The sequence below is a fragment of the Enterovibrio norvegicus genome (assembly GCF_002876705.1).
Classification (GTDB): Bacteria; Pseudomonadota; Gammaproteobacteria; order Enterobacterales; family Vibrionaceae; genus Enterovibrio; species Enterovibrio norvegicus_B.
Window position 1 is genome coordinate 346,694 of sequence record NZ_MDAG01000035.1, and the last position, 21,485, is coordinate 368,178.

General features: G+C 50.0%; 19 protein-coding genes and 1 other annotated feature. Of the genes, 10 read left to right on the forward strand and 9 right to left on the reverse strand.

The features are described from left to right. Nucleotides 1-2: 2 nt before the first annotated feature. The 8 genes from hisH to BCT27_RS18375 form a co-directional block, all read right to left on the reverse strand. Nucleotides 3-599: an imidazole glycerol phosphate synthase subunit HisH gene (gene hisH / locus BCT27_RS18340; protein ID WP_017014076.1), complete on the reverse strand. Its 597-nt coding sequence runs from the start codon at nt 597-599 to the stop codon at nt 3-5. A 10-nt stretch (nt 600-609) separates the two neighbouring features. Continuing rightward, nucleotides 610-1,677, reverse strand: coding sequence for a bifunctional histidinol-phosphatase/imidazoleglycerol-phosphate dehydratase HisB (gene hisB / locus BCT27_RS18345; RefSeq protein ID WP_102396414.1), 1,068 nt, complete (start codon nt 1,675-1,677; stop codon nt 610-612). 37 nt (nt 1,678-1,714) lie between these two features. After that, a complete protein-coding gene (gene hisC / locus BCT27_RS18350) occupies nt 1,715-2,755 on the reverse strand; it encodes a histidinol-phosphate transaminase (RefSeq protein WP_198597585.1) in 1,041 nt (346 codons plus the stop codon). Nucleotides 2,756-2,774: 19 nt separating this feature from the next. After that, nucleotides 2,775-4,067 (reverse strand): histidinol dehydrogenase, encoded by a 1,293-nt coding sequence (hisD, locus tag BCT27_RS18355; protein ID WP_102316659.1) that lies wholly within the window; start codon nt 4,065-4,067, stop codon nt 2,775-2,777. A 3-nt stretch (nt 4,068-4,070) separates the two neighbouring features. Continuing rightward, a complete protein-coding gene (hisG, locus tag BCT27_RS18360; protein WP_102316660.1) occupies nt 4,071-4,967 on the reverse strand; it encodes an ATP phosphoribosyltransferase in 897 nt (298 codons plus the stop codon). Nucleotides 4,968-5,038: 71 nt separating this feature from the next. Continuing rightward, nucleotides 5,039-5,178 (reverse strand) — a sequence feature (His leader region). Nucleotides 5,179-5,540: 362 nt separating this feature from the next. Further along, the gene (locus tag BCT27_RS18365; RefSeq protein ID WP_017008897.1) at nt 5,541-5,726 is read right to left on the reverse strand and encodes a hypothetical protein; all 186 of its coding nucleotides are present in this window, start codon (nt 5,724-5,726) and stop codon (nt 5,541-5,543) included. Between the two features lie 63 nt (nt 5,727-5,789). Then, nucleotides 5,790-6,317 carry a YchJ family metal-binding protein gene (locus BCT27_RS18370; RefSeq protein ID WP_102396416.1) on the reverse strand — a complete coding sequence of 176 codons (528 nt, stop codon included), beginning with the start codon at nt 6,315-6,317 and terminating at the stop codon, nt 5,790-5,792. Between the two features lie 171 nt (nt 6,318-6,488). After that, on the reverse strand, nt 6,489-7,904 hold the full coding sequence (locus BCT27_RS18375; RefSeq protein ID WP_102396417.1) for a glutamine synthetase family protein: 1,416 nt from the start codon (nt 7,902-7,904) through the stop codon (nt 6,489-6,491). 443 nt (nt 7,905-8,347) lie between these two features. Between BCT27_RS18375 and BCT27_RS18380 the strand changes: the two genes are divergently transcribed. From BCT27_RS18380 to BCT27_RS18415, 8 genes are all read left to right on the forward strand, one after another. Further along, nucleotides 8,348-9,121, forward strand: a complete 774-nt coding sequence (locus BCT27_RS18380) for a gamma-glutamyl-gamma-aminobutyrate hydrolase family protein (protein ID WP_102396418.1) — start codon at nt 8,348-8,350, stop codon at nt 9,119-9,121. Further along, complete coding sequence (locus BCT27_RS18385) at nt 9,114-10,460, forward strand: glutamine synthetase family protein (RefSeq protein ID WP_017008904.1); 1,347 nt, start codon at nt 9,114-9,116, stop codon at nt 10,458-10,460. The genes BCT27_RS18380 and BCT27_RS18385 overlap by 8 nt, the downstream gene beginning before the upstream one ends. Before the next feature lie 158 nt (nt 10,461-10,618). Next, nucleotides 10,619-12,007, forward strand: a complete 1,389-nt coding sequence (locus BCT27_RS18390) for an aspartate aminotransferase family protein (protein WP_102396419.1) — start codon at nt 10,619-10,621, stop codon at nt 12,005-12,007. Between the two features lie 151 nt (nt 12,008-12,158). Further along, complete coding sequence (locus BCT27_RS18395; protein ID WP_102396420.1) at nt 12,159-13,277, forward strand: polyamine ABC transporter substrate-binding protein; 1,119 nt, start codon at nt 12,159-12,161, stop codon at nt 13,275-13,277. A 182-nt stretch (nt 13,278-13,459) separates the two neighbouring features. Then, nucleotides 13,460-14,611, forward strand: a complete 1,152-nt coding sequence (gene potA / locus BCT27_RS18400; protein ID WP_102316665.1) for a polyamine ABC transporter ATP-binding protein — start codon at nt 13,460-13,462, stop codon at nt 14,609-14,611. Continuing rightward, the gene (locus BCT27_RS18405) at nt 14,608-15,558 is read left to right on the forward strand and encodes an ABC transporter permease subunit (protein WP_102391871.1); all 951 of its coding nucleotides are present in this window, start codon (nt 14,608-14,610) and stop codon (nt 15,556-15,558) included. Before potA ends, BCT27_RS18405 begins: the two co-directional genes overlap by 4 nt. Beyond that, nucleotides 15,555-16,397: an ABC transporter permease subunit gene (locus BCT27_RS18410; RefSeq protein ID WP_017008909.1), complete on the forward strand. Its 843-nt coding sequence runs from the start codon at nt 15,555-15,557 to the stop codon at nt 16,395-16,397. The genes BCT27_RS18405 and BCT27_RS18410 overlap by 4 nt, the downstream gene beginning before the upstream one ends. A gap of 122 nt (nt 16,398-16,519) precedes the next feature. Next, nucleotides 16,520-17,863 (forward strand): NAD(P)/FAD-dependent oxidoreductase, encoded by a 1,344-nt coding sequence (locus tag BCT27_RS18415; protein ID WP_241908594.1) that lies wholly within the window; start codon nt 16,520-16,522, stop codon nt 17,861-17,863. A gap of 102 nt (nt 17,864-17,965) precedes the next feature. On the opposite strand, the gene BCT27_RS18420 is transcribed toward BCT27_RS18415, so the two are convergent. Then, nucleotides 17,966-18,514, reverse strand: a complete 549-nt coding sequence (locus BCT27_RS18420) for a cupin domain-containing protein (RefSeq protein ID WP_017008911.1) — start codon at nt 18,512-18,514, stop codon at nt 17,966-17,968. Nucleotides 18,515-18,736: 222 nt separating this feature from the next. Here BCT27_RS18420 and BCT27_RS18425 point away from each other — a divergent pair, with 222 nt between their 5' ends. Continuing rightward, a complete protein-coding gene (locus BCT27_RS18425) occupies nt 18,737-20,041 on the forward strand; it encodes an NAD(P)/FAD-dependent oxidoreductase (RefSeq protein WP_102396421.1) in 1,305 nt (434 codons plus the stop codon). A 188-nt stretch (nt 20,042-20,229) separates the two neighbouring features. Beyond that, nucleotides 20,230-21,447 carry a bifunctional alpha/beta hydrolase/OsmC family protein gene (locus BCT27_RS18430; protein ID WP_102396422.1) on the forward strand — a complete coding sequence of 406 codons (1,218 nt, stop codon included), beginning with the start codon at nt 20,230-20,232 and terminating at the stop codon, nt 21,445-21,447. Nucleotides 21,448-21,485: the final 38 nt, after the last annotated feature.

The window sequence follows — 21,485 nt, forward strand, 5'->3', positions numbered from 1 at the left end:
AATTACATCTCCAAGAAGTTTTTGATTAACTGCGCACCGGCTTTGCTTGAACGCTCAGGGTGGAATTGCACGCCATAGTAATTACCGCTTTGTACTGCGGCGCTGAATGCATGGCCGTAATCGCAACGGCCGATGGTGTAATCACCTTCTGGCATCGCGTAGCTGTGTACAAAGTAGAAGTAGCTGTTTTCTGGAATGTCTTTAAACAGTGGGTGGTTATCCACGGGTGTCACAGTGTTCCAGCCCATGTGAGGCAGAGGCAAATCGCCCGTATCCATCAATGAGGTATTGGCAGGAACGTGGCCTAAACAACTGACGTCAGATTTACCTTCTTGGGAGGAATTCCCCAGAAGCTGCATACCAAGGCAAATGCCAAGCAGAGGTTGTTTTACCTGTTGAACGAGCGCAATCAAGTCGCGCTCTTCAAGGTTTTTCATTGCCTCTGTTGCTGTGCCCACACCGGGCAAGAACAGCTTGTCTGCGTCTAAGACGACCGCAGGGTCACGACTTATGGTCACGTCGTAGCCCAAACGTTCAATGGCAAAGCGCACTGAGCTCACGTTGGCGCATCCGGTATCGATAATGACAATCTTGCTCATTGTTCTCTCCTTAGAGGACGCCTTTGCTGCTTGGCAGTTCATTGCCATCAACACGAATGGCCTGACGCAGAGTACGACCGTAGGCTTTGAACAAGCTCTCTACGATGTGGTGCGTGTTATCGCCATCTGAAGACAGGTGCAGCGTGCAAGCCATGGTGTCAGTCAATGAACGGAAGAAGTGCTCAACCATTTCTGTTGAAAGGTCACCCACTTTCTCTTGTGAGAAACTGGCTTCAAATTTCAGGTAAGGACGGCCAGATAGATCCAACGCACATTGTGCAAGGCATTCGTCCATTGGTAGGCTGAACCCGAAACGGCCGATGCCACGTTTGTTACCGAGCGCTTCTTTTAGCGCTTGGCCTAGTGCCAGTGCGGTGTCTTCAACCGTGTGGTGATCGTCGATGTGCAGATCGCCCTCCACAGCTACTTTCATTTGGAAGCCGCCGTGGGTCGCGATTTGATCCAGCATGTGGTCGAAGAAACCCAAACCCGTGCTGATGCTATTGCCACCGGTTTCATCCAAGTTGACCGTGATGTTGATGTCGGTTTCTTTGGTGGTACGGGTGACCGATGCGACACGTGGATTGGTGGTCAAATCTTTTAAGATTTGTTTCCAACCCAAGGTTTCTGGGTTGTATTGAATGCCACGAATCGCCATGTTCTCAGCCAACTGGATGTCAGTGTGACGATCGCCAATCACGGCAGAGTGTTTGAAATCTACACGGCCTTGTTGCAGGTAGTCTTTCACCAAACCCAGTTTAGGTTTGCGGCAACTGCAGCCTTCGTTATCGAAATGCGGGCAAATCAAAACGTCAGCAAACTTCACGCCTTGAGATTCGAAAATCTCCATCATCATGTTATGTGGTGCGTCGAAATCTGCTTGCGGGTAGCTGTCGGTGCCCAAGCCATCTTGGTTCGTCACCATGACCAGCTTGTAGCCAGCGTCTTGCAGTGCGAGAAGTGCTGGGATCACGAAAGGTTCGAACTTGAGCTTGTCGAGGCGGTCGACTTGAAAGTCTACTGGTGGCTCAACAATCAAAGTGCCATCGCGGTCAATAAAGAGAATTTTTTCTTTCACATTGCTTTCCTTAACAATACGTCCTTCGCTTCCTGCTTTACGCCAATTGTTGGCGAATAAAGGTCAGGGTTTTTTCGCACTCTTCTCGGTTACCGACGCTAATGCGAATGCAGCCTTCTATCGGTGAGCGTCTTAAAATGATGCCGTTATCCCACAGTGTTGAGAACAACAGGTCAGCATCATCGAATTTAACAAGTAGGTAGTTACCGTAGCCGTCGAACACCTGAGCACCCGGCAGCATGGACAGGCCTGCTTGCAGGTATGCGCGGTTGGCGTTGAGGTCAAGCACCTGGTATTTCATGCGAGCAAGGCCCACTTCTGACAGTGCTTGGCAAGCAATCTCTGTGACAGGGACTGGCACTGGGTAAGGCGCGATCACTTTCAACATTAGTTGGATGACTTGCGTATTCGCCAGTGTGAAGCCACAACGAAGACCTGCAAGGGCAAAAGCCTTCGACATGGTGCGTAAAATCGCAAGGTTCGGGTAACGCACCAAAAGATCGACCGTCGACGCTTCCGGGCAGAAATCGATATACGCTTCATCGACAACCACCAGCGCTTTGCCTGCAGTCATTTCTAGCAGCGCTTCAATGTCATTGCGGTTCAGTAGGTTGCCTGTTGGGTTGTTTGGGCTGCAAACGAACACCAATTTCACACCATCAATCTGCTTCTCGATCTCTGGCATGTTCAGCTGCCAGTCTTCTGTGAGCGGCACAGTTTTACGCGAAACGCCAAAGGTCTCTGCACTGATGGCATACATGCCGTACGTTGGCGGACAGAACAGAATCGAATCTTCGCCAGCTTCACAGAAAGTGCGGATCAACAGCTCGATACTTTCGTCTGCGCCGCGTGAGGTCAGCACTTGGTCTGGTCGCACGCCTGCATAATCTGCGTAAGCGCGAATCAAAGGATCAGGCTGACATTCGCTGTAGCGGTTTAGGCTATTGCCGCTGACCACATATTCATTGTTGAACGGTGACTCGTTGGCGTTCAGCCAAACATCACCTTGCCCGCCCAAACGGCGAGCAGACAGGTAAGGGGTCAACGCTTGAACGTCCTTACGGGCTAACTTCTCAATATCCATAACAACCCCTGAATTAAGCTTTGTTGAGTTTTTCAACGCGAAGCGTGACGGCATTTCTGTGTGCGTCTAACCCTTCTGCGTTAGCCATGGCAACCACGGTGGGTGCCAATGCTTGTAGGCCATCGGCTGACAACTCTTGTACGGTCATACGTTTGCTGAAATCCGCAAGTCCAAGACTTGAATAGGTACGCGTAAAACCATAGGTAGGCAGCACGTGGTTGGTGCCAGAGGCATAATCACCGACGGACTCTGGTGACCAAGCGCCGAGGAAAATCGAGCCTGCATTATCAAGCAACGGCAGCGATTCACGTGGGTTCTTGGTTTGCACGATCAAGTGCTCAGGGCCGTAGTTATTCGAAATCGCAATACATTGCGGCAGGCTATCGGCAATGATGATCAGGCTAGAACCAAGTGCTTTGCTTGCGATGTCTGCGCGGCTTAGCGTTTTAAGTTGGCGCTGAACAGCGTCTGCGACTTTCTCTGCTAATACTGGAGAAGGCGTCACCAGCACGACTTGTGAGTCAGGACCGTGTTCCGCTTGGCTCAGCAAATCTGCCGCAACAAAATCCGCATCGGCTTCTTCATCGGCAATCACGAGCACTTCAGAAGGTCCTGCCGGCATATCAATGGCAGCCCCTTTGAAATCATTGCTGACTTGGCGCTTTGCTTCGGTCACAAAGGCGTTGCCTGGGCCGAAGATTTTGTCCACTTTGCTGACAGTTTCTGTGCCGTAAGCCATGGCTGCAACAGCTTGTGCGCCGCCAAGGTTATAGACTTCGTCGATACCGCAAAGCTTCGCGACATACAGGATTTCATCGGCAATTGGCGGAGGGGAACTCAACACCACTTTACGACAACCTGCGATTTGCGAAGGCACACCCAGCATTAAAACGGTGGAAGGCAATGGCGCGCTGCCACCCGGGATGTACAAACCAACACGATTGATAGGGCGAGTAACCAGCTCACAGACCACACCCGGCATGGTTTCAACTTTCAGTGGTTGGGCTTTTTGCGCTTGGTGGAAACAGGCGATGTTTGCATAGGCCTGTTTCAGTGCTTGTTTAATGTCATCGCCCAAGCGATCTTCTGCACTATCAATGTCGCTTTGGCTAACACGGATTGACTCAGGCACAACCTTATCGAACTTTTCGGTAAGGGCTTTGAGCGCCGCATCGCCACCTTCGCGTACATCGCGAAGTACGCCAGTAACGGCATCAGTAATCGATGCGCTGTCGCTGATTGCTGGACGTTCCAGCAATGCATCGCGTTGTTGTTCGCTGAGAGATTTCCAAACCACCGTTTTCATGGCTTACTCCATCATTTTCTCAATTGGCAGCACCAGAATGGAGCTTGCACCCAAATCCTTCAGTTTTTCCATGGTTTCCCAGAACAAGTTTTCTGTGCTCACAAGATGTACCGCTACGCGCTGTTTATCGTGCGCCAAAGGAAGGATGGTTGGATCTTCTGCACCCGGCAGAAGCTCAACGATTTTTTCTAACGTTTCGCTTGGTGCGTGAAGCATGATGTATTTGGATTCTTTCGCTTTAATCACACCGTTGATACGCGTAAGAAGACGGTCGATTAATTCGACTTTGTCTGTTGCAAACTCGCCAGTACGTTGAATAAGCACGGCTTTTGAGCGGAAAATGACTTCTGCTTCTTTCAGGCCGTTTGCTTCGAGGGTTGCGCCGGTTGATACCAAGTCACAAATCGCGTCAGCAAGGCCAGCGCGTGGCGCAACTTCAACGGAACCGTTCAACATACAGGTGCTGAATTTAACGTCTTGCTTGTCGAGGTAAGCTTTAAGGATGTTCGGATAGGTCGTCGCAATGCGTTTGCCAGCGAGATCTTGAGGGCCGTTATAGTCTTGGTCTTTTTCAACAGCAACTGACAAGCGACAGCCACCGAAGTCTAGACGGCGCAGTTTGTTGTATTCGCTTGGCTCACCAACTTTAACGCGTTCTAGACGAACTTCTTCCAGTTCGTTTTCACCGATAACACCCAGGTCGACCACACCATCCATGATGAGGCCTGGGATATCGTCATCGCGCACCAACAATAGGTCGATAGGCATATTTTCAGCGTGCGCCACCAGACGGTCGCCAGAAACATTGATTTTAACGCCACAGCGTTTTAGCAGCTCAAAGCACTCTTTTGCTAGGCGGCCTTTCTTTTGTATCGCGATTCTTAAGCGTTCTGTTTGCATGATCTAATCCCTGTATCTTTGGTTTCAACGCTCCCTTCTAGAAGACGCTGTCACAATTTTTAATCCTAAAATGTAAAAAACCCCCGGAAGGTTCGCTTCCGGGGGTCTGAATCTTGTATTCGCTTTCAATGACCGTTGGAAGAACCTAATCCTTGTCTTCCAGTCGAAACCAATCTTCCCGAAAGACTACTCAGGATGGTGATGATGGTGAATGGTCATGAGCGATTTTTGCATATTTACTTGACTACCTTGTCTGCGTATTTGTGTAAACCAGAGCACAATGTTTGCAATGTGCATCATAAATTGGTTTAACGTTTACTTGGCATCAACACTAACAAACTCACTAAATATTGCAACAAGTAATTTGTGGATTTCTACATTTACAGAAGGGGTTCGCGGGGAAAGGCAAGAAACGCTGAGTTGACTCGCATTTGAAAGACACTTTAGTGACAGTTAGATGACTCTTTTTTGCAACGTCTTTCGAGTGGATAAAGAGGCCGCTCTCTTGATTACAGGGCGATGCCTTGGCATTGAAAAGACGGTTTTCTTTCAGATTTATGTGTTTAAGGGGTTCTAGACGTAAATATCAAGTAACCCGTCTTTTTTCTTTTTGTCCGTGCTATTGGCGGTCTCGTTGTTCGATGCCTCTTGTTCGTCATTTTCGATATCGCGCTCGGCATTAGATTTGGTCGCATCTTGCTTCAAGATCGTCCCGACTTTCTTGAGCGGCGCTTCTGTCAATTTGGGGAACCAAGTCATAATCAATCCTCATGATCCGTTCCCCTATGTTATCGGCGTTAGCTCACTCGACTTGAGTGTTTTTTAACCGCAGCATTTTTTGTGCTTTTTACCGCTGCCACAGGGGCAAGGATCGTTGCGGCCAACTTTTTGTTGTTGTGGGTATTCGCCATCGAGGTAATACCACACCGTGTCATCGCCTTTCTTTTCCGTGACAAAGCGCGATTTTTCTTGCAGACAATACTCATTACCGTTTTCAGCGTAGTGCGCTTTGAATTGCACGTAGCCAAGGTTACCTTCGGCTTCAACAGAGCTTGCGATCACCTCTAGGCCCAACCACTCACTGTTGACTGATTGCGCAATGGCGTCACGGTGTTTTTCCGCTTCACATGACGGGTGATACGTATCTATCACAAAATCCACCAAGCCCAATGCATGTGCGCTGTAGCGAGAGCGCATCAACTTTTCTGGGTGGTCAGCATTTGCGTGGTTGAGGTGAACAAGTTCACAACAATCACGATAAAGTGTGTTGCTGCAACACGGGCACGCTGACTCGCGCGCAAGAGAAAGATCAATGCTAGGTTGTTGTTCGTTCATGGGGTTCGTGGTCATGAAAAAGACGCTCGATAAAGTAAAATCGCGCCTATTTTCGAAGGCAACAGAAACAGAGTCAAGATAAGCCTGAACACGACTTAAATGAGTCTGCGACAGCGATGAAAAAGGCGAAGCGTTCAGACCGCTTCGCCTTCATGATTGCTTAGGGGTTACTTAACAGCTGCTTACCTAAAAAGCGTGCAAATACCAATCGTATTCTAAGCCCGTAATATGCTGTTCAAACTCTTCCAATTCCTTCTCTTTACACGTGACGAAAACATCCACGAAATCGGTGCCGAGGTATTCACGCATCGGCTCTGATTGCGAAAGTACGCGCAGCGCATCACGTAGGTTCGTCGGTAATGCATCGAATTCTAACTCTTTGTCGTAGGCGTTACCGACAACCGGCTCTGAAGGTTCGATTTTGTTTTCAATGCCATAAAGAACCGACGCCAGCAGGGCACTCATCATGAGGTAAGGGTTCGCATCTGCGCCCGCCACGCGGTGTTCAATACGTGTCGCTTCGGGTGCATCCCCCGGGATACGTAGCGCCGTGGTGCGGTTTTCAACACCCCACGTTGCCGCATTCGGCACGTAGAAATCCGGGGCGAATCGACGGAAGGAATTGATGTTTGGGCACAGGATTGCCATGTAATCCGGCATCAATGCCAGCATGCCACCCAAGGCCCAGCGTAATGTGTCTGTCATTTCCCCATTTTCAGGTGGCTGGAATACATTGTTACCTTCGTCATCGAGCAAACTGATGTGAACGTGCATGCCGTTACCCGCTTGATCCGCATAAGGCTTTGCCATAAAGGTGGTATCAAGCTCGTGTTCGTGGGCCACTTGCTTGATCACGCGTTTAAGCAAAAGGGCATAATCACAGGCTGCGAGCGGATCATTGGTATGGGTAAGGTTAATTTCAAATTGCCCTGGTGCGGACTCTGCGACGATGGTATCCGCAGGCAGGCCTTGTTCTCGCGCCGCATCAATGATGCCCGTTAGGAACTCTGAATATTCGTCCAGATCATCCAGCGAATAGACTTGGGTGTTTTCTGGGCGTCGGCCTGTCACGGGGGAAATCGGCGGCAGTGGTGCTTGGCCAGATTCCTGACTGTCGATTAAATAAAACTCTAATTCAAATGCCGACACAGGCGTTAAGCCTTTGTCTTTAATCTGTCTAACAAGACGTCGCAAGATCATGCGGGGATCGCCGAAGAAAGGGGTTTGTGGATCTTCGTACATTTCGAGCAGCAATTGTGCGATAGGACGCTTTTGCCAAGGCTGAGTGGTTAGCGAGCCTGCAACAGGAAAACAGATGGCATCGGATTCACCAATCTCCAACCCTAATCCTGTTTCTTCTACCGGATTTCCTTTGATATTCATGCCGTAGATAGAGATAGGAAGGGCGATACCGTGCTCATAGGCTTTTGGCAATTTGTCTTTCTCGACGCGTTTTCCGCGAACAATGCCATTCATATCAATCAGTAACAGGTCTATGAACTCCATTTCTGGGTGTTCTGCGAGAAATTGCGATGCCTCTTTTGGGTCGGGCAGCGCGGTATCTTTTTCCTTGAACAATGCCTTGTCTGTTTGATATCGCATATGTCACCTGTCTGGGTGTAAATTATATCAATCACTCCTAGTGATACCTCTGAGTGAATAGTAAACCCTGTTGAATGTCAACCGCGTCACGGTTCACAAAAATCATCTTATCTCATAAAATCAATGCGATAAGGCGCGATAAATCAAGCCATTACCAATGTTAAGAAAATGAAAAATAAATCGAACGCAAATGTTGATTGGCTCTCTTGCGTAATTTATTTTTAACGTGTAGCGTGTGAAAAAACGAACGCACTATAGATAATGTAAAACATCACAGGGTTTTGAAATCGCCGCCTCATCACGTATTGAAACGTAATGGACGTGAAACACGAGGAACGTTAAATAAAGGGCGAGCATCGTGATGTATAGGCACATCGCCAGTGCGACCAGTAGCTTGATCAAAAGATGGCCTAATCAAGAGATGGAATGATAATGAGGTGTTTATGACTCGCTCAGCAATGCCTATGGTTGGAGTGAGCGGCTGCACAAGCCAGCTTGGGTTGCATCCTTTCCACATCGCGGGAGACAAATACCTGAGAGGGGTGTCAGACGGAGCCAATTGCTGTCCTTTAATTATCCCAGCGTTGGGTGATGCGCTGCCTATGGGCGCACTGTTGTCTTCACTCGATGGCATTCTTTTCACGGGATCGCCGTCCAACATTCAACCCCATCACTATTCAGGTACTCCCAGCGAACCGGGCACGCAACACGACCCAGATCGCGATGCCACCACACTTCCTATGATGAAACTCGCCTTAGAGGTGGGCGTGCCTTTTCTCGCTATATGCCGAGGCTTTCAGGAAATGAACGTGGTGATGGGTGGAACGCTCCACCAGAAATTGCACGACGTGGGTGACTTCATTGAACACCGCGAAGACAAAACCGCGCCGGTTGATATTCAATACGGCCTCTCTCACACCGTAAACATTGAACCCGGGGGCCTCCTCTGCGAGGCGTGGGGTCGCACTTCTGCTGACGTTAATTCTGTTCATACGCAAGGTATAGACAGGTTGGGTGAAGGATTGCGACCTGAAGCGACAGCCCCTGATGGCTTGATAGAAGCCATGTCTGTTATCAATGCGAAACAATTTGCTTTAGGTGTGCAATGGCATCCTGAGTGGAAGGTCACAAAAAATCCCTTTTATTCAGCTATCTTCGAAGTATTCGGAAATGCCTGCAGACAGCGAGCGAAGGAACGTGAGAAAGCCAATGAATAAATTAAAGAAGTGGTTAAAAGACAATGAAATCACAGAAGTAGAGTGCGTGGTCGGCGACTTGTCTGGGATTGCACGCGGCAAAATCGCCCCTGTCGATAAATTCATCAGTGAAGGCGAAATGCGCCTGCCTGAGAGTGTATTGCTTCAAACTGTGACCGGTGATTATGTCGATGACGACATTTATTACGCACTGTTAGATGAAGCGGATATTGACTTCATTTGTAAGCCTGACGAAGACGCGGTCTACCTCTTGCCGTGGACCGTAGAAAAAACCGCGCAAATCATTCATGACACCTTCGATAAGATGGGAAACCCCATCGATCTGACGCCTCGCAATGTGCTTAAAAAAGTTCTTAAGCTCTATGAAGAGCAAAACTGGCAACCCGTTGTAGCACCAGAAATGGAGTTTTACCTCACCGCGCGAAGTGCCGATCCAGATTTACCACTTGAGCCGCCGATTGGTCGTTCAGGCCGTGTTGAGACAGGCCGTCAGTCGTTTTCCATTGATGCTGCCAACGAATTCGATCCCCTGTTTGAAGACATGTACGACTGGTGTGAAACCCAAGGGTTGTCGATTGACACCTTGATACATGAAGAAGGTGTCGCGCAGATGGAAATCAATTTCCGTCATGGCGATCCATTGGTGCTTGCCGACCAAGTCTTTGTGTTCAAACGCACGCTTCGAGAAGCCGCACTCAAACACAACGTGGTTGCTACCTTCATGTCCAAGCCAATCACGGATGAGCCGGGCAGTGCAATGCACTTGCACCAGAGTATTCTGGATACCAAAACAGGTAAGAACATCTTCACCAGTGAAGATGGCACCAGCTCATCACTTTTCTACGGTCACATCGCTGGCCTACAGCAATACATTCCTCAAATGCTGCCGTTATTCGCGCCCAACGTGAATTCCTTCCGCCGTTTCTTGCCTGATACGTCAGCGCCAGTGAATGTGGAGTGGGGGGAAGAAAATCGCACCTGTGGTTTGCGTGTACCGAGTTGTTCACCACAAAACCGTCGTGTTGAAAACCGTCTGCCGGGCGCGGATGCCAACAGTTATTTGGCGATCGCGGCGAGTTTGTTGTGTGGCTACATCGGCATGATGAAAGAATTAAAACCAACGTCACCCGCACAAGGGCGCAATTATGAAATCCGTAGCCCTGTGTTGCCTTACACCCTAGAGAGTGCGCTCGAATCGATGGAAGCGTGTGATGAAGTGGCAGAGTATCTCGGTGATGCGTTCGCGAAAGCCTACATCGCGGTGAAACGCAAGGAACAAGAGAACTTCAAGCGCGTGATCAGTTCATGGGAGCGCGAGTTCTTGCTGCTAACGGTCTAGCTGTGATCGGTTTACGGGCATAAAACCCAAGCAAGAAATCAATAAATGCAATTTACATAGAAAGAAACCAGCGAGAAAAGAACAATGAAGAAAAGGTGGCAACCTGCATGACGTAGCGCGGGTTGCCGATGACAAACCAACATGGATGTGGAGGTCACATGACACACGCCGTGCAAAACCAAGATACACAAACCTTACAAGCACTAGACAATGCACATTACCTTCACCCTTTCAGTGATCACAAGTCGCTGCGAGAGAAGGGCGCAAGAATGATTGTGCGTGCGGAAGGGGTGTATATTTGGGACAGCGACGGTAACCGCATCCTGGATGGAATGGCTGGCCTTTGGTGCACCAATATTGGCTATGGCGAGAAACGTCTGGCCGACGCTGCGCAACGTCAAATGCAGGAACTGCCTTACTACAACAGCTTCTTCCAATGTGCTCACCCTCCTGTGGTTGAGCTTGCCAAAGAGATAGCCGATCTCGCGCCGGACCACATGAATCAGGTGTTCTTTACCGGTTCTGGTTCGGAATCAAACGACACTGTACTTCGTATGGTGCGTCATTACTGGACACTCAAAGGCCAACCGGAAAAATTTACCATTATCGGCCGCCACAATGGCTATCACGGCTCTACCGTTGCCGGTGCGAGCCTCGGTGGCATGAAAGCCATGCACAAACAAGGTGGCTTGCCGATTCCTGGCATTCACCATATTCCTCAACCTTATTGGTTTGGGGAAGGTGGGGACCTCACCCCAGAAGCGTTTGGTATTCAAGCAGCGCAAGAACTCGAAAAAGCCATTCTTGAACTCGGCGAAGACAAGGTTGCCGCCTTTATTGCTGAACCCTTTCAAGGGGCGGGTGGCGTGATTATTCCCCCTTCTACTTATTGGCCTGAAATCGGCCGTATCCTCGAGAAATACGACATTTTGATGATCGCTGACGAAGTGATCTGTGGCTTTGGCCGAACGGGTGAGTGGTTCGGCAGTCAACATTTCGGTATCCATCCTGACTTTATGTCCATCGCGAAAGGCATGACCTCGGGATACATCCCTATGGGCGGCGTGATTGTGAGCGACCGCGTGGCGAACACCTTTGAAGAAAAGGGCGGTGATTTCAACCACGGGTACACCTATTCAGGGCACCCCGTTTCTGCGGCCGTGGCGCTCGAAAATCTGCGAGTGATGAAAGAAAAGAATTTGGTTCAGTATGTCAAAGAAGACATTGGGCCTTACCTGCAAAGCAAATGGCAAACACTGGCTGATCATCCTCTGGTGGGAGAAGCACGAGGTGTTGGACTTGTCGCGGCCATTGAATTGGTGAAAGACAAAGCAACACGTGGACGATTCGATGAATCTGTCGGTATTGGTGAAATTTGTCGCGACCTGAGTGTCGAGAACGGCCTTGTTATGCGGGCTTGCGGCGACACCATGATCATCAGCCCACCGCTTGTCATCTCACATTCGGAAGTGGATGAACTTGTTGAAAAAGCGAGCTTGGCCTTGGATCTCACCTTCGAGCATCTTAAACGCCTCGACGCGGTGTAGCGTTAATGTAAGGGACATCGACAGGACACGATATCATGCGCATATTTCGGTGTGCGCACACCATCACGCCAGATTGGATAGATCTGGTTGGGAGACAGGGATGTGATAGCGCGCTCTATCTCCGATACGGAAAGGACCCAAAGGAGAGAACATGAAAATGGCAATCCGAAATAAGACCACCGCAGCTGCCCTTGCGGGGCTGTTGGCGTCATCTGGACTGATGATGTCCACCAGCGTTCATGCGGAAGAAATCCTACGTATATACAACTGGAGCGATTACATCGCCGAAGACACCATAGAGAACTTTGAAAAAGAAACCGGCATTAAAGTGACCTATGACGTGTACGACAGTAATGACGTACTCGAAGCCAAATTATTATCAGGAAACTCTGGTTATGACTTGGTGGTGCCTTCCAGTAATTTCCTCGCCAAACAAATCCAAGCTGGCGCGTTTCAAAAGCTAGATAAAACGCTTCTGACCAACAACGGCAACCTTGACCCCGCCATGATGAAACGTCTCGAAATGGCCGATCCGGGTAACCAATATGCGATTCCTTACCTTTGGGGAACTAATGGCATTGGCTACAACGTAGAGAAAGTGAAAGCTGCGTTGGGTGGGCCGTTACCTGAGAACAAACTTGATCTGCTACTTGACCCGCAATACGCCGCCAAGTTGAAGAGTTGTGGGATTGCCGTGGTCGATTCAGCTGACGAAGTCATGCCACAAGTGCTGCAATATTTGGGTAAAGATCCCAATTCAACCAACAAGAAAGATTACAAAGCCGTGGGCGAAGCGCTCGCTAAAATCCGCCCGTATGTTACGTATTTCCACTCTTCTCGCTACATCACAGACTTGGCGAATGGTGATATCTGCTTAGCGTATGGCTTCTCAGGCGATATTTTCCAAGCCGCAGACCGTGCGGATGAAGCAGGGAATGGTCAAGTCGTCGATTACGCCATTCCAAGTGAAGGTGCACAGCTTTGGTTCGACATGATGGCAATCCCCGCCGATGCGAAGAATGCCAAAAATGCACTGGCTTTCATGAACTACTTGCTGCGTCCTGAAGTGATTGCTCCGATCACCGATTACGTGGTGTATGCGAACCCGAACCCCGCCTCCAATGATCTGATTGAAAAAGAGATCTTGGAGAACCCATCGATTTACCCAACACCAGAAGTGATGGATCGTTTGTTCATTTCTGAAGTCCTCCCTCTGAAAATCAATCGCGTGCGAACGCGCATTTGGACCCGCATGAAAACGGGGCAATAGCGACGCCTTGTCGCAGGCTTTACGCCGCGCTTATCAGTAGATCTAGCGCGGCGTGTTTCCATACCAGTTGTGTCGCTCGAAGGAGAGCCACTTAGTGAAATGAGCTGCCGAGGCATGTCGAATGTTAGGTGGTTGTCCTTCCAGAGCAATAACGGCGACTGCAGCAGTAAGTAGGAGGTCTCATGACGACCAGTAATCCGCAACCCAGTAATTTACAAGACGGCGCGGAGCAGGGCGCGGCGAAACAAGAACCGCTGTTGAAAATCGATCGCGTCAGCAAGCTATTTGGCGATGTACGAGCCGTTGATGATGTGTCATTGACCATTGACCGAGGCGAGATATTCTCGTTGCTTGGCGGATCTGGGTCGGGGAAATCGACCTTGCTACGTATGTTGGCGGGGTTCGAAAAACCGTCGAGCGGGCGCATTTTTCTTGATGGCGAAGACATCACCGATATCCCTCCCTATGATCGACCGATCAACATGATGTTTCAGTCGTATGCCTTATTTCCGCACATGACCGTCGCGCAGAACATTGCCTTTGGTTTGAAGCAAGACAAGATGAAGAAAGACGAGATCAACGCTAACGTCGAAGAAATGCTTCGTCTTGTTCGGATGGAAGCCTTTGCCAACCGGAAACCGCATCAACTGTCAGGTGGTCAGCGTCAGCGTGTGGCGTTGGCGCGTTCACTCGCCAAACGGCCGAAGCTATTGTTGCTCGATGAGCCAATGGGGGCATTGGATAAAAAACTGCGGACGCAAATGCAATTAGAAGTGGTCGAGATCCTTGAACGCGTTGGCGTGACCTGCGTGATGGTGACGCACGACCAAGAAGAAGCCATGACCATGGCAGGGCGGATATCCATCATGCATGAAGGATGGATAGCTCAAACAGGTACGCCGACAGACATCTACGAAAGCCCGAACAGCCGAATGATTGCTGAGTTTATTGGCTCAGTGAACTTATTCGAAGGGGAAATCGTTACCGACGAAGCGGACCATTGCATCATTGAGTCACAAGAAACGCCGCAGCCAATGTTTGTTGGCTATGGTGTTGCTACCAATCTTGAAGACAAAAAGGTGTGGTTGGCGGTGAGACCAGAAAAAGCCTTAATCGGGCGTGACCAACCTGACGATCAATACAATTGGGCGAAAGGCATTGTTCACGATATCGCGTATTTGGGCGGCACCTCTGTGTACTACGTGAAACTGCCAACCGATAAAATTGTCATGTGCAGTATGGCCAATGTGACACGTCGTCAAGACAGACCCACATGGGACGATGAAGTCTTCATTAGTTGGGAGGCCACCAGTGGTGTGGTGTTGCGCGTATGACAAACTCAACTTCCCCAATGCAAAACGGCACAAAAACGGTAGCCCCGCACAAATCACGCGTCCTTTTTCCGAAGGGCCGTCATTTCACTATGGGCTTCCCGTTCTTTTGGCTACTGTTGTTCTTTGCGCTGCCGTTTGCCATCGTGTTGAAAATCAGTTTCTCGACCGCAGCCATTGCCATTCCGCCTTATGAAGCCATCGCACAATACGCCGATGAAGTGCTCGAAATTGCCATCAACCTTGAAAACTACATCCGTATTCTTGATGACGATTTGTATTACCTCGCGTACCTCAGTTCCCTCAAAATTGCATTCTTCTCGACGTTAGGTTGTTTGCTGTTGGGCTACCCCATGGCGTATGCCATCGCCCGTGCTCCTGCTCGTATGCAAACCTTGCTGCTCTTGCTGATCATGTTGCCATCGTGGACGTCATTTCTGATCCGTGTTTACGCATGGATGGGGCTGCTGAGTAACACGGGCATCATCAACAGTTCGCTGATCTGGCTGGGTGTCATCACAGATCCCATTCAGATCCTTAACACCAATGTCGCGGTGTATATCGGCATTGTTTATACCTATTTACCGTTTATGGTGCTGCCGCTGTACGCCAATTTGGTGAAGCTGGATGGGAGCTTGTTGGAAGCAGCCTCCGATCTCGGCTCACGTAACTTCAATACCTTCTGGACGGTGACTTTACCGCTGTCGAAAGGCGGCATCATTGCGGGTTCCATGTTGGTGTTTATCCCGGTTGTGGGTGAGTTCGTGATCCCTGAACTGCTAGGCGGTCCTGAAACCTTGATGATAGGGAAGGTGCTGTGGCAGGAATTCTTTAATAACCGAGATTGGCCTGTCGCATCGGCCTTGGCGATCGTGATGCTGTTGTTATTGATCATTCCGATCACCTTGTTCCATCACTATCAATCCAAAGACATGGAGGCTGACCGATGAAACGTTGGCAATTTTCTACCGTGATGCTCTGGGTCGGGTTGGTGTTCCTCTATCTGCCCATGCTTATCTTGGTGATTTACTCTTTCAATGCGTCAAAGCTTGTGACTGTGTGGGGGGGATTCTCACCTAAGTGGTATGCAGAACTTTTTAAAGATGAACAGATTCTGCAAGCCGTTTGGACAAGCCTTCGTATCGCGTTTTATAGCTCAACCATGGCCGTCATCATTGGCACATTGGCAGCGTTCGTCATGACACGATTTAGACGCTCATGGGGACGCTTAAGCCTATCAAATATGATCACTGCACCTTTGGTGATGCCAGATGTGATCATCGGTTTGTCGCTGTTGCTTTTGTTCGTGCAAATGGGCGAGTTGTTCGGCTGGCCAGCAGAGCGCGGCATGACGACGGTGTGGATTGCACACTCTACATTTTGTGCGGCTTATGTGGCTGTGGTGGTGTCATCGCGGTTGCGGGAACTCGATTTTTCCATTGAAGAAGCCGGTATGGATTTAGGTGCCACGCCGCTGAAGGTCTTCTTTGTGATCACCGTGCCCATGATAGCGCCTGCGCTGGTGGCGGGGTGGTTGCTGAGCTTTAGCTTGTCGCTCGATGATTTGGTGATCGCAAGCTTTGTTTCTGGCCCCGGTTCAACGACCTTGCCAATGGTGGTGTTCTCGTCTGTCAGGCTTGGCGTGTCGCCGAAAATCAATGCACTCGCGACCCTGATTATTCTGGCCGTTTCTTTGTTCGCGTTTCTTTCTTGGTACGTGGCGCGTCGCGCCGAGCGGAAATCCTTGGAAGACATGAAACGGATGAATGAAGACCTGCCAGCGTCATAACCAGAACCTGATAATTTTGTTCAGGACTCAGGACTCAGGACTCAGGACTCAGGACCCAAAGACGTTAGATCTGAAACCGTAATTAACCGTTAAGCGTTTTTTCATGTAGGGAAGATAACATCATGCTGGAACAAACACGTTCGAGTGAACACGATGCAGGCGCTGCAGCGTCTGGGATCGTTGATGCAGCCGTAGAGCATGCGCCTTCGTATTACGCGGCGTCTGCCAACCCTTCTCCGGTTCGCGATTCGTTAACCGCAGACATCGAAACGGATGTCTGCATTATCGGCGCAGGCTACACGGGCTTGTCGTCGGCCTTGCATCTGCTTGAAGCGGGGTTTCGTGTCACCGTGCTTGAAGCCGCACGTGTCGGATGGGGCGCGTCGGGGCGAAATGGCGGACAGATCGTTAACAGCTATAGCCGCGACATTGATGTCATCGAGAAAACCGTCGGCAAAAAAAATGCGGCCTTGTTCGGTGACATGGCCTTTGAAGGCGGGCGTATTATCCGTGAACGCGTTGAAAAGTATGGCATTCGCTGCGACCTCAAAAACGGAGGCGTTTTTGCCGCCTTAAACGACAAACAGCTTAAAGACATTCAGCACCAAAAAGCGCTGTGGGAGCGTTATGGAAATGACCAACTTGAAATGCTCTCTCAATCTGACATGCGCAATGTGGTGGATACCGACCAGTACGTGGGTGGTTTACTCGACAAAAGTGGCGGTCATATTCATCCGTTAAACCTCGCCTTAGGGGAAGCGGCAGCCGTTGAAAGCCTTGGCGGTAAAATCTACGAAGACTCGGCGGTTGTGCGCGTTGAACGCGGCGAACCGGTCAAAGTGTTCACCGAGCATGGGTCGGTAACGGCGTCGTTTTTGATCGTGGCGGGGAATGCGTACCTTGGTGGGCTAGTGCCCGAACTGAAAGCCAAGTCTATGCCTTGTGGGACACAAGTGATCACCACAGAGCCGTTATCTGATGAGCTGGCAGCGTCCATTTTGCCGCAAGATTACTGCGTAGAAGATTGTAATTACCTGCTCGATTATTACCGTTTATCCGGCGATAAGCGTCTGATTTACGGCGGCGGTGTGGTGTACGGCGCACGCGACCCTTCAGACATTAACGCCATCATTCGCCCCAAAATGCTCAAGACCTTTCCTCAGCTGGAAAACGTGAAAATCGATTATAGCTGGACGGGCAACTTCTTAATGACCTTGTCACGCTTGCCGCAAGTCGGGCGCATTGGCAACAATATCTACTATTCCCAAGGCTGTAGCGGCCATGGCGTCACCTACACGCACCTTGCTGGGCGTCTAATGTCAGAAGTGTTGAAAGGGCAAGCCGAGCGCTTTGATGCGTTTGCCTCTCTACCACATTTGCCGTTCCCTGGTGGGCACATGCTGCGCGTACCGTTTTCAATGTTAGGGGCGTGGTATTACACGGTGCGGGATAAGTTTGGTATTTGAAGCCGAACGTTATGCATTGTTTTACTCATCGCCTCCACAACCAAGCTGCTGGAGGCGATGCGTTCAGTGATTTGAATGCGGAGTGATTGACGGCAAAAGCCATCAGAAGTTTGCAGGGGTTGTCGCGCTGAAAATGCGACAGGTTTCCTCAAAAGGATTGGCGAAACGGTGCGGTCGGTTACTGTCGAAGTAATAGCTGTCGCCGGCTTCAAGCACAAAAACGTCATCACCAACCGTCAGTTCAAGGCGACCTTCGATCACAATGCCAGATTCTTCACCGTCATGCTGAAGCATGTCATCACCTGAGTTGGTGTTGGGCGGATAGATTTCGGATAGCACGGATAATGCGCGGTTGGGAAAGGCTTTACCGACGACTTTCATTGAAACGTCGTCAGAGCCGATTTCAAGAAGGTCTTCTTGGCGATAAACAACAGGCGCGGTGTCTGCCTCCGCGATATCGGCAGAAAAGAATTCCACCAGTGACATAGGAATGCCGGAGAGCACCTTTTTGAGGGAGCTTACTGAAGGGCTGACGCTGTTTTTCTCAATCATTGAGATGGTGCTGTTGGTGACGCCCGCGCGTTTTGCGAGTTCGCGTTGGGACAAGCCACGGCTCTTTCTTATTGCTTTAAGGTTGGCACCGATATCCAATGTCAGCGTCTCCTTTTTTGTTCCTAAAAGTGGTTGAGCACGCCCGAATCCCGAGATACTCACAGATAACTGTAATAGATTTTGAACATGAGATCCTACTGACTCACGGTGGGTAATCAAGTGTTTTGTGAGCAACCAATAAGAATTGAGACCAAACGCGACAACGAAAACCAATGAATGCGTTAGTCTTTGTTAATTATATTTTACATTGAGGATGCCGCCATGCGCACCGCGACAACGAACCTGCCGCACACGTCGTCTTACTACGCAGCGACAGCAAAATACCCGCAACGTTATCCGCAATTATCAGAATCCATTTCTGCCGATGTGTGCATCGTGGGCGGCGGGTTCAGTGGCGTGAACAGCGCGATTGAATTGGCGCAGCGTGGGTATTCCGTGGTGTTACTTGAATCGAACAAGGTGGGCTGGGGCGCATCGGGTCGAAATGGCGGGGAGTTGATTCGTGGCATCGGCCACGGCATCGAGCAGTTCACCAACCAAATTGGTCGCGAAGGCGTAGACGCCATCAACCAAATGGGTGTAGAGGCAGTGCAGATCGTCAAAGATCGCGTGGGTGAATTCAATATCGACTGCGATCTGGCGATGGGCTATTGCGATCTCGCATTAAAACCTAGCCACATTAAAGAGCTACAAGAAGACTTCGATGCGTTAACAGCATCGGGCTATCCTCATGACATTAAAATGTTGAGCAAAGCCGACCTGCCCGATGTGATTGGCTCAGATCGCTACACAGGCGGTATGCTCGATATGGGAAGTGGTCACTTACACCCACTGAATTTAGTGGCGGGCGAAGCGGTCGCAGCCGCATCATTGGGCGTGCAGATCTTTGAAGACAGTGCCGCCGTGAGCATCACGAAAGGCGATAAGCCTGTGGTGAAAACCGAAAAAGGACAAGTGACCTGCCGTTATCTATTACTGGCGGGCAATGCGTATATTGGCCATAAACTTGAACCCTATATTGGTGGGAAGGTGTTGCCTGCGGGAAGCTATATCATTGCCACAGAGCCTTTGACCGACGAACAAGTTCGCCAGACCATTCCTCAAAATATGGCGTTTGCGGATTTAAGCATTGCGTTGGATTACTACCACCTCTCGGGCGATAACCGTCTCTTATTTGGCGGACTATGTACCTATTCCGGCAAAGACCCGAAAGACATCACTGGCGCATTGTTGCCGAATTTAGAGCTTGTCTTCCCTGCACTAAAAGGCATTAACATCGACTTTGAGTGGGGGGGAATGATCGGTATCGGCGCAAACAGATTACCTCAAATTGGCACCCTGCCAGATTCCCCGAATATCTTTTACGCGCAGGCTTACTCTGGGCATGGCGTGAACGCGACACACATGGCGGGCAAAGTGATTGCAGAAGCCATATCGGGCACTGCGGAACGCTTTGATGTGTTTGCGCGGGTGAAGCACATGACGTTTCCGGGTGGGCCGTTGTTGCGTTCACCGTTACTCGCCATTGGCATGACGTACCATCGAATCAAAGAAGTGCTTCAGTAACTCATTATGATGCGCCGCGCTTGATTTCTTTGAACAATAAATTCAGTGACTTAACGTCTCATAAATAAGTTTGTGAGGCGTTGTCATACTTTTCTCGTTTTCCGGTCTCTTATTAGGTCTGTAATACTTTTCGAAAGGCCTTCAGGAAAGGTGTCATTGTAAGACATGGGTTTAATCAGGAGAGAATAATGGCTGGAAAACGCAATAAAGTGACCTTCACAAGCGGCGGGTTAGAGCTTGCTGGCTTGCTGGAAACGCCAGAACAAAACGTGCGGGGCTATGCGCTATTCGCCCACTGCTTTACCTGTGGTAAAGATGTGGCGGCGGCATCGCGCATTTCACGCGCATTGGTGAACATTGGTTTTGCTGTCTTTCGATTTGATTTCACTGGCCTTGGCGGCAGTGACGGTGACTTTGAAAATACCAACTTTTCATCGAATGTTGACGACCTTGTGGCGGCGGCTGATTTCTTGCGTGACAACTATGAAGCTCCTCTTCTTCTTATTGGACACAGCCTTGGTGGTCGCGCGGTATTGTCAGCGGCGCATCGTATTCCTGAAGTGTCAGCGGTCGCCACAGTGGGCGCGCCTGCAGATGCAGAACACGTGTCGAAGCAATTCGCGGCACACGTTGAGAATATTGATGCAGAAGGGCAGGCGGAAGTGAGCCTTGCAGGTCGTCCGTTTACCATCAAAAAACAATTCCTTGATGATATTCGCGCCGAGAACGATGACATCGAAAACTTGCGTGTTCCTCTGTTAGTCATGCATTCGCCTATTGATAGCATTGTGCTGATTAAAGAAGCAGAGAAAATCTATACCCGTGCCAAACACCCGAAAAGCTTCGTCACCTTGGACACGGCTGATCACCTGCTCTCCAACAAAGACGATGCACAATACGTGGCTGAACTGATTGCTGCGTGGTCGCAACGCTACATCGACAAAGCCTCGCCCATCAAAGAAGCAGAAGCAGGTGTCACACGGGGCGAAGTGCTGGTGAGTGAACACAACAAAGCCTTTACGCGCACTATCCAGACGGATCATCACCAATGGTTTGCCGACGAGCCCGTTGATTTTGGTGGCGACAACCTTGGCCCCGACCCTTACGAACATGTGCTGGCAGGGTTAGGTGCCTGCACATCCATGACCATTCGCATGTATGCCAATCGCAAGAAACTCCCATTGGACGATGTGAAAGTCACACTGTCTCATAGCCGCCAACACGGCGCGGATTGCGAGCACTGTGACGAAGAACATTCGAAAGTCGAAGTCCTCGCGCGCACCATCGAGCTGGTGGGTGATTTGACGGACGAACAGCGCCAGCGCTTGCTGGAAATCGCGGATAAGTGTCCGGTGCATAAGACGCTGGAAAGTAAGATCGTGATTACGACGGCGTTGGCGGAGTAGGGGAAGAGCGGGAAGAGCGGGAAGAGCAGGAAGAGCAG